At 70.7% G+C, this 12,183-nt stretch carries 13 protein-coding genes and 1 pseudogene; 2 read left to right on the forward strand and 12 right to left on the reverse strand.

Annotated features, from left to right (window positions below):
* Positions 1-24: 24 nt before the first annotated feature.
* Entirely contained in the window at positions 25-993 is a 969-nt protein-coding gene (gene holA / locus ACFQPD_RS02545; RefSeq protein WP_353080698.1) for a DNA polymerase III subunit delta, read from the forward strand.
* Between the two features lie 77 nt (positions 994-1,070).
* Here the strand turns inward: holA and rpsT are convergent, their stop codons facing one another.
* Entirely contained in the window at positions 1,071-1,331 is a 261-nt protein-coding gene (gene rpsT / locus ACFQPD_RS02550; RefSeq protein WP_385898122.1) for a 30S ribosomal protein S20, read from the reverse strand.
* A gap of 194 nt (positions 1,332-1,525) precedes the next feature.
* Between rpsT and lepA the strand changes: the two genes are divergently transcribed.
* Complete coding sequence (gene lepA / locus ACFQPD_RS02555) at positions 1,526-3,358, forward strand: translation elongation factor 4 (RefSeq protein ID WP_385898124.1); 1,833 nt, start codon at positions 1,526-1,528, stop codon at positions 3,356-3,358.
* A 3-nt stretch (positions 3,359-3,361) separates the two neighbouring features.
* On the opposite strand, the gene ACFQPD_RS02560 is transcribed toward lepA, so the two are convergent.
* From ACFQPD_RS02560 to ACFQPD_RS02610, 11 genes and pseudogenes are all read right to left on the reverse strand, one after another.
* Positions 3,362-4,339 carry a malate dehydrogenase gene (locus ACFQPD_RS02560; RefSeq protein WP_385898125.1) on the reverse strand — a complete coding sequence of 326 codons (978 nt, stop codon included), beginning with the start codon at positions 4,337-4,339 and terminating at the stop codon, positions 3,362-3,364.
* Position 4,340: 1 nt separating this feature from the next.
* Positions 4,341-5,633, reverse strand: coding sequence for an aldehyde dehydrogenase family protein (locus ACFQPD_RS02565; RefSeq protein ID WP_385898244.1), 1,293 nt, complete (start codon positions 5,631-5,633; stop codon positions 4,341-4,343).
* Positions 5,634-5,722: 89 nt separating this feature from the next.
* The gene (locus tag ACFQPD_RS02570) at positions 5,723-6,730 is read right to left on the reverse strand and encodes a cob(I)yrinic acid a,c-diamide adenosyltransferase (RefSeq protein ID WP_385898127.1); all 1,008 of its coding nucleotides are present in this window, start codon (positions 6,728-6,730) and stop codon (positions 5,723-5,725) included.
* A gap of 4 nt (positions 6,731-6,734) precedes the next feature.
* Positions 6,735-7,007, reverse strand: coding sequence for a EutN/CcmL family microcompartment protein (locus tag ACFQPD_RS02575; RefSeq protein WP_353080693.1), 273 nt, complete (start codon positions 7,005-7,007; stop codon positions 6,735-6,737).
* Between the two features lies 1 nt (position 7,008).
* On the reverse strand, positions 7,009-7,746 hold the full coding sequence (locus ACFQPD_RS02580; RefSeq protein WP_385898129.1) for a flavoprotein: 738 nt from the start codon (positions 7,744-7,746) through the stop codon (positions 7,009-7,011).
* Positions 7,743-8,567 (reverse strand): ethanolamine utilization protein EutJ, encoded by an 825-nt coding sequence (eutJ, locus tag ACFQPD_RS02585; protein ID WP_385898131.1) that lies wholly within the window; start codon positions 8,565-8,567, stop codon positions 7,743-7,745. The genes ACFQPD_RS02580 and eutJ overlap by 4 nt, the downstream gene beginning before the upstream one ends.
* Positions 8,568-8,570: 3 nt before the next feature.
* The gene (gene pduL, locus ACFQPD_RS02590) at positions 8,571-9,206 is read right to left on the reverse strand and encodes a phosphate propanoyltransferase (protein WP_353080690.1); all 636 of its coding nucleotides are present in this window, start codon (positions 9,204-9,206) and stop codon (positions 8,571-8,573) included.
* A gap of 3 nt (positions 9,207-9,209) precedes the next feature.
* On the reverse strand, positions 9,210-9,482 hold the full coding sequence (locus ACFQPD_RS02595; RefSeq protein WP_353080689.1) for a BMC domain-containing protein: 273 nt from the start codon (positions 9,480-9,482) through the stop codon (positions 9,210-9,212).
* A gap of 224 nt (positions 9,483-9,706) precedes the next feature.
* Positions 9,707-9,967, reverse strand: a pseudogene (locus ACFQPD_RS02600) (BMC domain-containing protein); the annotation flags it as partial.
* A 29-nt stretch (positions 9,968-9,996) separates the two neighbouring features.
* Positions 9,997-10,347 carry a glycerol dehydratase reactivase beta/small subunit family protein gene (locus ACFQPD_RS02605; RefSeq protein WP_353080755.1) on the reverse strand — a complete coding sequence of 117 codons (351 nt, stop codon included), beginning with the start codon at positions 10,345-10,347 and terminating at the stop codon, positions 9,997-9,999.
* Positions 10,347-12,170 (reverse strand): diol dehydratase reactivase subunit alpha, encoded by a 1,824-nt coding sequence (locus tag ACFQPD_RS02610; RefSeq protein WP_385898135.1) that lies wholly within the window; start codon positions 12,168-12,170, stop codon positions 10,347-10,349. Before ACFQPD_RS02610 ends, ACFQPD_RS02605 begins: the two co-directional genes overlap by 1 nt.
* Positions 12,171-12,183 lie beyond the last annotated feature (13 nt).

Below are 12,183 nucleotides of genomic sequence, written 5' to 3' on the forward strand. Positions count from 1 at the left end.
GCAGAGCCTGGCAAGCTTGGGTCCGTGACGTCATCGCCCTTCGGAACCTCACTCCTCATCACCGGGCCGGAGGCCCTCCTCGCCCAGCGCATCGTGGCGCAGACCAAGGCCGCGGCGCTGGCGGCGCACCCGGAGGCCGACGTCAACGAGATCTCGGCCGATCAGCTCGAGGACGCCATGCTCGCCGAGGTGATCGGGGGCTCGCTGTTCACCGAGTACATCATCGCCGTCATCGACGACGTCGGCGCCTGCCCGCCCGCCGCGGTGGATCAGCTTCTGGCCGCCGCGCTCGCCCCGCCGCCCGAGCTGTGCCTGATCCTCGTGCACCCCGGCGGCATGAAGGGCAAGGGGCTGATCGACAAGCTGAAGAAGGGCAAAGTCCGCACCGAGACCGTCACCGCACCGAAGGCGTGGGAACTGCCGAAGTTCGTCGCGGAGGAGGCCAGGCGCCACCACGTGCGCATCGGCCAGGACGCCACCGGCGAGCTCGTCTCCGCGGTGGGCCATGATCTGCGGAGCCTCGCGTCGGCCGTGAGCCAGCTCGCCTCCGACGCCGACTCAGGCGAGATCGACGCCGCGATGGTGAAGCGGTACTTCGCCGGCCGGGCCGAGGTCACGAGCTTCGCCGTCGCCGACGCGGTCATGGGCGGCAATCCCAGCCTCGCCCTCGAGCGGCTGCGCTGGGCGCTCGGGACGGGCGCGGCTCCGGTACTCGTGACCAGCGCCATGGCGTCGGCGTTCCGCGGCATGGGCAGGTATCTGGAGGCGCAGGGCCTGCGGATGAGCGACGCGGACCTGGCGAGGCAGCTGGGCATCCCGCCGTGGAAGATCAAGGACTACGCGAAGTCGTCGCGCATCTGGCAGACGGGTGCGGTGGCCGAGGCCATGCAGCTCATCGCCACGGCCGACGCCGCAGTGAAGGGGGCCGCGACGGACGCGGACTACGCCCTCGAGCACATGGTGTTGGGCGTCCTGCGGCTGCGGCGCCGCTGACCCGTCGCCGGGGACGCGAAACAGCGCCTTGACGACCGAGGGTCAAGGCGCTGTCTGCGAACGCTACGGCTGGTGGCTCAGAGAGCCGCGACGGCCGTGGAGATGGCCGACTTGCGGTTCGCGGCCTGGTTCTTGTGGATGACGCCCTTGCTCACAGCCTTGTCGAGGGCGCGGTTCGCGGCCTTCGCGAGCTCGGCGGCCTTGTCGGACTCGCCGGCCGCGACCGCGGTGCGGACGTTGCGGATGTGCGTGCGCAGGGCCGACTTCACGGCCTTGTTGCGCTGCCGCGCGATCTCGTTGGTCTTGATGCGCTTCTTCTGGGACTTGATGTTCGCCACTGGGCAAGCCTCTTTACGGGTGGAAACTTGAAAAGATTCGGTCATGCGTGCGTGTGAACACGCGACGCTCTAGGTTACCCGAGCGCGTCCGAAGCCGCAAAATCCCCCTCCGGGCCCGGCCCGCGCCGGCGTTTCGACAAGTGAACCGGCCATGAGAAGATGGCCTGTCTACATGTTCATCGACGAGGAGACGCATGCCCGCTCCGCGCCCCGGCAAGACCGACCCGGCGATCATCCGTAACTTCTGCATCATCGCGCACATCGACCACGGCAAGTCCACCCTGGCCGACCGCATGCTGCAGCTGACCGAGGTCGTCGACGCCCGGCAGATGCGGGCCCAGTACCTCGACCGGATGGACATCGAGCGGGAACGCGGCATCACCATCAAGTCGCAGGCCGTCCGCATGCCGTGGACGAAGGACGGTGTCGTGCACGTCCTCAACATGATCGACACGCCGGGCCACGTCGACTTCACCTACGAGGTCTCGCGGTCGCTCCAGGCGTGCGAGGGGGCGATCCTGCTGGTCGACGCCGCGCAGGGCATCGAGGCGCAGACGCTCGCCAACCTCTACCTGGCGCTCGAGGCCAACCTGCACATCATCCCGGTGCTCAACAAGATCGATCTGCCGAGCGCCAACCCCGACAAGTTCGCGGCCGAACTCGCGGGGATCATCGGGTGCGATCCGAGTGACGTCATGCGGGTCTCCGGCAAGACGGGTGCGGGCGTGGCGGAACTCCTCGACGCCGTCGTGGAGCAGATCCCCGCGCCGCAGGGCGATCCCGCCGCCCCGGCCCGGGCCCTGATCTTCGACTCCGTCTACGACACCTACCGCGGCGTGGTCACCTACGTCCGCGTGGTCGACGGCGAGCTGCGGCACCGCGAGCGCATCCTCATGATGTCGACCAAGGCCACCCATGACCTGCTCGAGGTCGGCGTCATCTCACCCGAACCGGTCAAGGCCGGCGCGATCGGCGTCGGCGAGGTGGGCTACCTCATCACGGGCGTCAAGGACGTCCGCCAGTCCCGCGTGGGTGACACCGTCACCCTCGACGCCCGGCCCGCGACCACCGACCTGGGCGGCTACCGCCATCCCAACCCCATGGTCTACGCCGGTCTGTACCCGATCGACGGTGACGACTTCAACGAGCTGCGCGAGGCGCTCGAGAAGCTGCAGCTCAACGACGCTGCCCTCACCTACGAACCCGAGACGTCCGGCGCCCTCGGCTTCGGCTTCCGCATCGGGTTCCTCGGCCTGCTCCACATGGAGATCGTGCGCGAGCGCCTGGAGCGCGAGTTCAACCTCGACCTCATCTCCACCGCCCCCAACGTCGTGTACCGCGTCGTGATGGAGGACGGTTCCGAGCACACGGTCACCAACCCGTCGGAGTACCCGGAGGGCAAGATCGCCGAGGTCTACGAACCGGTGGTGCGCGGAACGATCCTGGCCCCGTCGGAGTACATCGGCACCATCCTCGAGCTGTGCCAGACGCGTCGCGGCGTGCAGCGGGGCCTCGACTACCTGAGCGAGGACCGCGTCGAGATCCGCTACACGCTGCCGCTGGCGGAGATCGTCTTCGACTTCTTCGACGCCCTCAAGTCGCGCACCAAGGGCTACGCCTCGCTGGACTACGAACCCGACGGCGAACAGGCGGCCGAGCTGGTCAAGGTCGACATCCTCCTCCACGGCGACCCCGTCGACGCGTTCTCGGCGATCGTGCACAAGGACAAGGCCTACTCCTACGGGCTGCTCATGGCGTCGAAGCTCAAGGAGCTCATCCCGCGTCAGCAGTTCGAGGTGCCCATCCAGGCCGCCATCGGCTCGCGGGTCATCGCCCGCGAGACCATCCGCGCCATCCGCAAGGACGTCCTCGCGAAGTGCTACGGCGGCGACATCACCCGCAAGCGCAAGCTGCTCGAGAAGCAGAAGGAGGGCAAGAAGCGGATGAAGATGGTCGGCCGCGTCGAGGTCCCCCAGGAGGCCTTCGTGGCGGCGCTGTCCACCTCCGAGCCCACCAAGAAGGTCTGAGCTTCAGGCCAGACCGAGCCGGCGCACCGCCGCCACCTCGGCCCGGAGCTCGGCCACCGACGCGTCGATCCGGGAGCGGGCGAAGGCGTTGAGCCGCAGGTCCGGCACCACGCTGAAGCGCCCCGCCTCCGTGGTGACGGGGACGGAGCACACGAGGCCCTCGGGGATGCCGTACGAGCCGTCGCTCGGCACGGCCATCGAGGTCCAGTCGCCCGCGGCGGTGCTGGAGAACCAGTCGCGGACGTGCTCGATCGTCGCGTTGGCCGCCGAGGCCGCGCTGGACTTGCCGCGTGCGGCGATGACCGCGGCCCCCCGCCTGGCCACCTGGGGCAGGAAGTCGAACGTCACCCATCCGTCGTCTACCCACTGCGTGGCAGGCCTGCCGCACACCAGGGCGTGGTGCACGTCGGCGTACTGGGTCGTGGAGTGGTTTCCCCAGATCGTCATGCGCGTGACGTCGGACACCGGACGCCGGACCCGGCGCGCCAGCAGCGACCTGGCGCGGTTGTGGTCCAGCCTGGTGAGCGCGGTGAACCGCTCGGCGGGGACGCCGTCGGCGTGGCGCATCGCGATCCACGCGTTGGTGTTGGCGGGGTTCCCGGTGACGACGACCCGCAGGTCCGCCGAGGCCGATGCGGCGAGCGCCCGTCCCTGCTCGGCGAAGATGGCGCCGTTGGCGGCGAGCAGATCGGCCCGCTCCATCCCCGCCTTGCGGGGGGAGGCGCCGACCAGCAGCGCCACGTCGACGCCGTCGAAGATCCGGCGCGGATCGGCTCCCGCCTCCACGCCGGCCAGCAGGGGCGAGGCGCAGTCGACCAGCTCCATCGCGACGCCGTCCAGGGCGGGCAGCGCCTGGGGGAGGTCGAGCAGCCGCAGCTCGACGGGCCGGTCGCCGAAGGCGTCGCCGGCGGCGAGCCGGTAGAGCAGCGAGTAGCCGATCTGCCCGGCCGCCCCGGTGACGGCGACTTTCAGTGGGCGCATGTCAGCGGACGTTGAGGTCGCCGACGAGCACGCACCGCCGCGAGCGGGCGAAGTTCCGCGCCCGGGTGAGCCCCTCTCCGGTCGGCCCGGCGATCGTGAAGGTGCAGAACCCCTCGCCGCCGATCCCGATCCCCGTGAACGAGGGCCCGTTCTTGACGAAGACCGTGGTCTGGATCAGCCTGCCCATGCGCGTGAGGTTGCTGACGTCCTGCGAGTGCATGATCGCGGTGTGCCGGTTGCCGTGCTCGAGTTCGCAGGCGAGATCGATCGCGCTGACGACGTCGGGGCAGCGGACCAGGCCGAGCACCGGCATCATCAGCTCGTGCACGACGAACGGATGATCAGCGGTCGCCTCGCACACCAGGAGCCGCACGCCCGGCGGCGGCTCGACGCCGATCGCCTCCAGGATCGCGGAGGCGGGCTTGCCCATCCACTCGACCACCGGGCGGCGCTCGGCGGTGAGGATGACGCCCTCGAGCCGCGCCTGCTCGTCGGCGGTCAGCTCGTAGGCGCCGTGCTTGACCATCGAGAACTTCAGCAGGTCGGCGATGGCGTCGACCGCGATGATCTCCTTCTCGGCCGTGCAGGGCAGGTTGTTGTCGAAGGAGGCGCCGTCCACGATGCACTTGGCGGCGTGGTCGATGTTGGCCGTTTCGTCGACCACCACGGGCGGGTTGCCGGCTCCCGCGCCGATAGCCTTCTTGCCCGAGGCCAGGACCGTTTTCACGATGCCGGGACCTCCGGTGGCGACGATCATCCGCACGGCCGGGTGGGCGATCATGGCGGTGGTGTTCTCGATCGACGGTTCGGCCACCGTGACGACGAGGTTGTCGGGGGCGCCCACCGCCCGCAGCGCCCGGTTGATCTGCTGCACCTGCCATAGGGATAGGTCGCGGGCCCGCGGATGCGGGCTGAACACGACGGCGTTGCCGGCCGCGAGCATGCCGATCGAGTTGCACGTGATGGTCTCGGTCGGGTTCGTCGTCGGGGTGATGGCCCCGATGACGCCGAAGGCCGAGTACTCGACGGTGGTGAGCCCGTCGTCGCCCGAGTAGGCCTCGGTCACCAGGTCCTCGACGCCGGGGGTCAGCTCGGCGGCCGCCTTGTTCTTGAGGTATTTGTGTCCGACATCACCCATGCCGGTCTGCTGCACGGCCTGGACGGACATGTAGTCGAGGTTGTCCGGGTCGAGCATGACCTCGCGGATCGCGGCGACGTAGCGGCGCCGGTCGGCCATGGACCGGGTCAGGTACTCGCGTTCCGCGGCCGCGGCGGCCGCGACGGCCGAGTCCATGTCGGCGAACACGCCGTCGCCGGTCCGTTCGACCGGCAGCTGCGCGAGCACCCGACGGATCGTCGCCTCCAGCAGGGACGGATCCACCTTCATGATTGTTCTCCCATCACTTCGTCCAGTGCGTGACGCACGATGTCGATGTCCTGTTCGACGGTGCCGCCGGAGACGCCGAAGCCGCCCAGCAGGCGGTCGCCGTCGAGCAGCGGCACGCCGCCTCCGAACAGCACGACTCTCCCGGCGTTGCCGTCGGCGAGTCCGGGCAGCGGACCGCCAGCCGCGGCGAGTTCGCCGAGCTCGGCGGTGGTCTTGCGGAAGGCGGCCGAGCTCCAGGCCTTGTTGGACGCGATGTCGATCGACGCCAGTAAGGAGCCGGTCATGCGGTGCAGGACCACGGGGTGGCCCGCGGCGTCGACGACCGCGATGACGACCGGCACCGCCAGCTGACGGGCTCGTCGCTCCGCCGCGGCGGCCAGCGCGGTCGCGGTGCGGAGGCACGGGTCGTCGGCCGCGGCGGCGGTGGCGCCGGTGACGCTGCGCGTCACGGCGTCGCGCACGATGCGCTCGATGCGGTCGCGGTCCGCCCACGTCTCCGTGAGCCGGGCCAGCGCGTAGACGGCGTCGGAGAGTCGGTTGAGGTACCGGATGAGCTCGGCGCGCACCGGTTCGTGGTCGGCGAGCGTGAGCGTGCGTCGCTCGGCGCGGCGCACGATGGTCCGGGCGGTGTGGAAGGCGGCCGAGCGCTCGTCGCGGCCGGGGACGACGAAGAACCGCTGGGGCCCCGTCACCGCGAGGCAGTCGTCGATCAGCCGCTCGAGATCGGCGATGTCGGCCTCGTCGATGGTGCCGCCGAGGCGGGCCGCGCCCTCGGCGTCGCTGGCGAGTTCCGCCGCGAGGACGAACAGCCGGTGCTGCACGGCGTGGAGCCGCTCGCGCCAGGGGCACCCGTCCCGGAGCCGGGCCTTGGCCTCGCCGAGTGCCGCGTTGGCCTCGTCGACCGACCCGTAGGCCTCGACGCGCAGACTCTGCTTGGCGACGCGCGAGCCGCCGAACAGGCCGGTGTCGCCCTTGTCGCCGGTGCGGGTGTAGATGGCGGGCATGGGGTTACTGGTCCTCGATCTCGACGGTGTCGACGATGCCGACGATCGTGGCGTCCAGGGGGGCGGTCTGTCGGTCGGCCGCGAACCGGGCCGACGAGCCCTTCGTCACGATGACGACCTCGCCGGCGCCGGCGCCGACGGTGTCGACACACACCTCCGGCTGGCCGGTAGCGCGGCCCGCCTCGTCGACGCGGCGGGTCAGCAGCAGCTTGAACCCGACGAGCCGTTCGTCCTTGCTCGTCGACACGACGGTGCCGACCACCTTGGCGAGGTACATGTCAGGATCCTTCTCTCAGCGTGATGTGACGCCTGGCGGCGGCTTCGCGCGCCAGGTCGGTGATGATGGCCCGGGGCGCGAGCCGCACGTCGGCGCCATCGGGGAGCCCGGCGATCGTGGCCTCCGTGACGACGCGGTCCAGGACGGGCGCGGCGCCCGGGGTGGGCGCATCGCCGCGGACCTGGCGCAGCACGGCGCGGTCGAGGCGGGAGGCGTCGGCCAGGTGTACGCCGAACGACCGCAGCCGCGTGAGGTTCTCGCGCAGCATGGCCTGGTAGCCGGCCGGCATGCGGGGGAACCACTCGCGCTTGCCGGCGCTGTCGGGGCAGGCGGCGTTCGTCGCAACGACCACCGGCTTGCCGCTCATGATGAACTCGGCGATGACGTTGGAGGCGAGGCAGTCGCCGACGCCGTGGACCACCTTGGCCACCATGTTGACCGTGAGGGTGGGGACGATGAGCAGGTCGTGGCTGGCGACCAGCGACTTGTCAGCCGGCGTCATGCCGATGGCCTCGATCGTCGGCTGGTCGAGGATGCGGCGCGCGGAGCCGGTCTGGATCCAGTCGAGAGGCAGGTCCGCGCGCAGTCTCGTCAGGGACGTGCACGCCTCCTCGAACCCGAGGAGGGCGCCCGTGAACAGCACGAGGGCGTGCTGGGGGAGCGCGGGCGCGGGCCGGGCTCCGGGGAGGAGGTCGGCGAGGATCTCGCGGATCAGGTCCCGCAGCTGGGCCTCGGTCATGGCTGGCTCCTTCGCATGGCGGTGCCGAGCGGCGTGGGGAAGAGGGGGTCGGCGGGGCGGACGACGGGGTGGCCCAGGACCTCGGTGAAGACCTCGACGGCGCGCGGGAAGGAACTGGAGCCGCCCACCAGGTGGGTCGTGCCGGGGTCGGCCGTGCCGCGGAGGGCGTCGCGGGCGATGGTCGCCATCTTCTCCAGTGTGGGCCGGATGAGCCCGAAGACGAGCTCGCTGTTGGCCGGGTCGCGCTTGAAGGCCTCGGCGGCGTCGTAGTCCATGCCGAGCGCGCCGGCGATCACCAGTGTCATGTGGTGGCCGCCGGTGGCCTCGTCGACCGAGAAGCCGATGGCGCCGTCGTCGAGCAGCGAGACCCCGGTGGTGCCGTGGCCGACGTCGATGACGGTGCCGTCGGTGACGCCGAGGGCGGTGGCCGCGGCGACGGGCTCGTCGACGATCTCGTCGACGGCCAGAGCGCACGCCTCGAGCACGTTGCCGAAGACCTTTGTCGTTCCGGCGTCGATCCCCGGGGGGATCGCGACGGCGGCGGCGGTGAACCTGGCGCGGAGCCGGTCCTCGAGCTGCGTCTTGAGCTCGCCGACGACGCGTACGGCTCCCAGCCAGTCCACCACCACTCCGTCGCGGACGACGGTGGCGCCGCGCCAGGCGCCGGCCACCGGCTGGTCGCCGCCGTCGACGACGGCCAGCACGATGTTGGCGGTGCCGAGGTCGACGCCGAGCCGGAGCGGTCCGGTGGCGGGGGCCACGTCACCGGACCGGACGAGTCCGGCGAAGCGGTGCAGGCGGCGGGCTGGGAGGGCGTGCACGGGTCAGTCCTTGACGATCCGGACGCGGTCGCCGGTCTTCGCCCCGACCGCGTTGCCCTCGTCGGTATCGAGGTGCAGCTCGGCCAGGTACGAGTCCTTGACCCGGATGAGGAAGTGGTCGAGGCGCCCGCCGCGGTCGCCCTCGAACAGCACGCTGACCCGGTCCTGGTCGGCGAGCCCGAGAGCGGCCGCGTCGGACGGCCCCATGTGGATGTGCCGGCCCGCCACGATCACGGCGTGGTCGAGCGCAACGCGGCCGGCCGGCCCGGAGATCTCGATCGGTGCGGCATCGTCCAGGTGGCCGGACTGAGCCATGGGCGCATCGACGCCGAGCTGGCGGCAGTCGGTGCGGCTGAGCTCGACCTGCGTCGCAGGCCGGTTCGGCCCCATGACCCGCACCCGCTCCATGGCACCCCGCGGCCCGTGCAACGTCACCGTCTCCTCCGCGGCGAACTCTCCGCGCTGCCGCACCATGGTGCGCACGGTCGGGGCGTCGTAGCCGAACAGGGTCCGGAAATCGGCGTCGCACAGGTGGACGTGCCGGTTGGAGATGCCGACGATCACGCGTTCCGGGTCGTTCTCGCCGATCCTGGCGAGGACCCGGTCCGCGATCGTGGAGATCAGTTGGGCTTCGGTCATGGCTCAGGCCTTCGGCAGCAGCTTCTCGACGTCGGTGTGCGGGCGCGGGATGACGTGCTGGCTGACGAGCTCGCCGACCTTGGCGGCGGCGGCCGCGCCGGCGTCGACGGCGGCCTTCACGGCGCCGACGTCACCACGGACCATGACGGTGACGAACCCGGCACCGATCTTCTCGCTGCCGAGCAGCGTCACATTGGCGGACTTGGTCATCGCGTCGGCGGCCTCGATGGCCCCGACCAGTCCCTTGGTCTCGACGAGACCGAGCGCTTGGCTCATGGGTGCTTCCTCCTGGTGGTGGTGTGGGTGGCGGGATCCGCCGACGTCGGGGCGGGCGCCACGACGGGTTCAGGGGCCGGGGACACGGAGGGTTCCGTGGCGGCGGGGGACACGTCCGCGGCTGGTGCAGCGGCGGTGGGCTGTGCGGTGGGGGCGTCCGGTGCTGCCGGAGCGGGTGGGGGTGTCGCGGGGCTGGGCGTGTATCCGACGGTCGCGGAGTTCGCCACGAGTGCGGCGATCTGGTCTGAGGGACGCGGGATGACGAGCTTGCTCACCACGCGGGTGAGCCGGGCCGCGGCCACGGCCGCCGCGTCGATCGCCGCGGTGACGGCGCCGACCTGGCCCAGGACCTTGACGGTGACGTAGCCGCCGCCCTTGGCCAGTTCGTATCCGACGAGCTGCACGTCGGCGGCCTTGCAGGCCACGTCCGCGGCCTCCACGCCGGCGACGAGCCCGACCACCTCGATGGTGCCGAGCGCTTGCATAGCGGTCACTTCCTTTCGTTCACGGCGGTTCAGGGTGCTGAGGGGTGATCCCGGAGCGGGATGCGTTTGACGAGGCGGGCCGCGTTGGAGCCGAGGATGCGGTCGGCCGGGCCCCCGCGGTGGAAGGTGCGGGCGATGTAGGGCCGCGACTCGGGCAGCTTCTCGGTGGTGATGACGACGAAGTCCAGGGCGATGCCGAGCCCGATGCCCAGCCGGGACGTCACGGCAGCGTCGTGGGCCAGGACGAGGGGGTTGAGGTGGTCGTGCCTGGTGACCTCGACCGGCACCCCCTCCTCCTCGATGCCGAGCAGCAGGTCGGTGAGGTGCCGCCCGTCGATGGCCTGGTGGACGTGCACGAGGATGGCCGGCGGGGAGTCCATCACGATGCACCGCCTTCGGCGGCCCAGCTGAGCGCCAGTCCGGTCGCGACGGCGTTGCGCGGGCCCTCGGTGCCGCGGATGTTGGCGCGCCCCGCGACCACCCGGTACTCGGCGAGCGCCTTGGTGACGAGCTGCGGGATCTCGAAGTCGAGGGCGGAGCCGCCGACGAGCACCACGAAGTCGATGTCGCGGACGTTGTCGGTCGGGCTGACCTTTCGCAGCGCGCGGACGGCGTTGGTGACGAAGACCCGCTCTTTGGCGCGGATGCGCACCTGCCGGATGGTCTCCAGGGGCAGGTCCAGTTCGAGCGGGACCATCCCTTCGGGCTTGAGGACGACGACGCGCGCGTAGGTGTGGGGTGGCAGCGGCTCGTCGAAGAACTGCACCGTGCCGTCCTCGTGGCGGATGTTGAAGACGGTCTCCACGCGGGCCAGCGGGTGGCGCTTGATGTCCTCGGCGGTGTCCCAGGCGTCCAGGCCGAGCTCGGACTGGATTATCAGGGTGACCATGTTGCCGGCGCCGGCCAGGTGGATGGAGGTCCCGGAGCCGTCGGCGTGCATGACGGACGCGTCGGTGGAGCCTGCTCCGATGTCGAGGATGGCGATCGGGGCGGCGGTCCCGGGGGTGGTGAGGGCGCCGCGGATGGCCATGTCGGCCTCCACGCCGCCGACCTCGACGCGGATGCCGAGTTCCGCCGCCATGTCGGCGGCGATGCGCTGCATCTGCAGCCTGTCCGTCTTGACCATCACGGCGATCCCGACGGCGGCCTCCATGGAGAACTCGTTGGCGATGCCGCCGGAGACCTGCTTGGGGACCTGCGTGTCGACGGCGAGCAGGTCGGTGATGCGGATGTCGCGGGGCGATTGGCCGGTGAGGCCGCCCATGGTGACGCGGACCTTCTCCATCATGCCGCCGACGTTGGTGCCCGGCTGGCCGACGATGTCGTCGATGGCTCGTATCTGCTGGGCGGCGGCCATGATGGCCTCGGAGCCGCGGTCGACGTCGACCTCGACACTGCGGTTCTCCCCGCGGAAGGTCAGGGTGCCGGCGGGAATGCGCCGCTCCTTGACATCGCCCTTCGGCGTCTTGATGACCACCGCCGACCGGTTCCCCACGAGCGACCGGGCCAGCGGTACCACCTGCTTGGTGTCCGCCGCGTCGAGCCCGAAGAGCGTGGCCAGGCCGAACGGGTTCGAGAGGGTCTCGACGATGCGGCCCACCTCGGCCACCTCGATGGCCGCCAGCATCCCGATCGGGACCTTGTCGATGAGCGAGACCTCGTCGACGATCGGGATTTTCGACCGGAGCCGGTTGTGGACCAGGGTGCCGTCGTCGGCCTGGAGGATGGCACCGGCGATGGTGAGGCGGTCCGCGGCCTCGTTGATGCGGCGCGCCACGTCGTCGTAGTCGTGCCGCCGGTCCGCCACGACGATGAGCGGCTCGGCGGTGGAAGTGCCGGGCAGGTCGTCGATGCGGATCGTCTTCCCGACGCCGATGCCGAGCCCGCCGGGGGTGGCGGGGTTGTGCCCGATCATCGTCGACTCGGTGATGATGGTCTCGGTGATGGTCTCCATGGCGACGTCCCCGATGACTGGGGCCGCCTCGTTGATGCGGATGAGATCGACGTCGCGCAGACTTCGGCCGGCGCTGTCGAGCGCCACCCGCAGGGCATGCACGACGCCCTTGATGTTCGCCTCGGTGCCCTTGATCCCGGTGGTGGGGATCGTGGAACTCGCGAGGAACCGCAGTTCCCCGCCGTGTCGCTCGGCTAGCGCGACCTCGGTTGTCGCGTTGCCGATGTCGATGCCGGCCACCATCCCCATTACGGATCTCCCT

Source organism: Tessaracoccus sp. O5.2 (assembly GCF_964266725.1).
Lineage (GTDB): Bacteria > Actinomycetota > Actinomycetes > Propionibacteriales > Propionibacteriaceae > Arachnia > Arachnia lapidicapta.

What these genes read in the sequence shown, in the direction of transcription:
- lepA (WP_385898124.1), top strand. Translation starts at nt 1,526, where the DNA reads ATGCCCGCTCCGCGCCCCGGCAAGACCGACCCGGCGATCATCCGTAAC.
- ACFQPD_RS02605 (WP_353080755.1), bottom strand. Translation starts at nt 10,347, where the DNA reads ATGGACTCCCCGCCGGCCATCCTCGTGCACGTCCACCAGGCCATCGAC.
- ACFQPD_RS02565 (WP_385898244.1), bottom strand. Translation starts at nt 5,633, where the DNA reads ATGGACTCGGCCGTCGCGGCCGCCGCGGCCGCGGAACGCGAGTACCTG.
- ACFQPD_RS02570 (WP_385898127.1), bottom strand. Translation starts at nt 6,730, where the DNA reads ATGCCCGCCATCTACACCCGCACCGGCGACAAGGGCGACACCGGCCTG.
- ACFQPD_RS02560 (WP_385898125.1), bottom strand. Translation starts at nt 4,339, where the DNA reads ATGCGCCCACTGAAAGTCGCCGTCACCGGGGCGGCCGGGCAGATCGGC.
- pduL (WP_353080690.1), bottom strand. Translation starts at nt 9,206, where the DNA reads ATGACCGAAGCCCAACTGATCTCCACGATCGCGGACCGGGTCCTCGCC.
- ACFQPD_RS02580 (WP_385898129.1), bottom strand. Translation starts at nt 7,746, where the DNA reads ATGACCGAGGCCCAGCTGCGGGACCTGATCCGCGAGATCCTCGCCGAC.
- ACFQPD_RS02610 (WP_385898135.1), bottom strand. Translation starts at nt 12,170, where the DNA reads ATGGGGATGGTGGCCGGCATCGACATCGGCAACGCGACAACCGAGGTC.
- ACFQPD_RS02595 (WP_353080689.1), bottom strand. Translation starts at nt 9,482, where the DNA reads ATGAGCCAAGCGCTCGGTCTCGTCGAGACCAAGGGACTGGTCGGGGCC.
- ACFQPD_RS02575 (WP_353080693.1), bottom strand. Translation starts at nt 7,007, where the DNA reads ATGTACCTCGCCAAGGTGGTCGGCACCGTCGTGTCGACGAGCAAGGAC.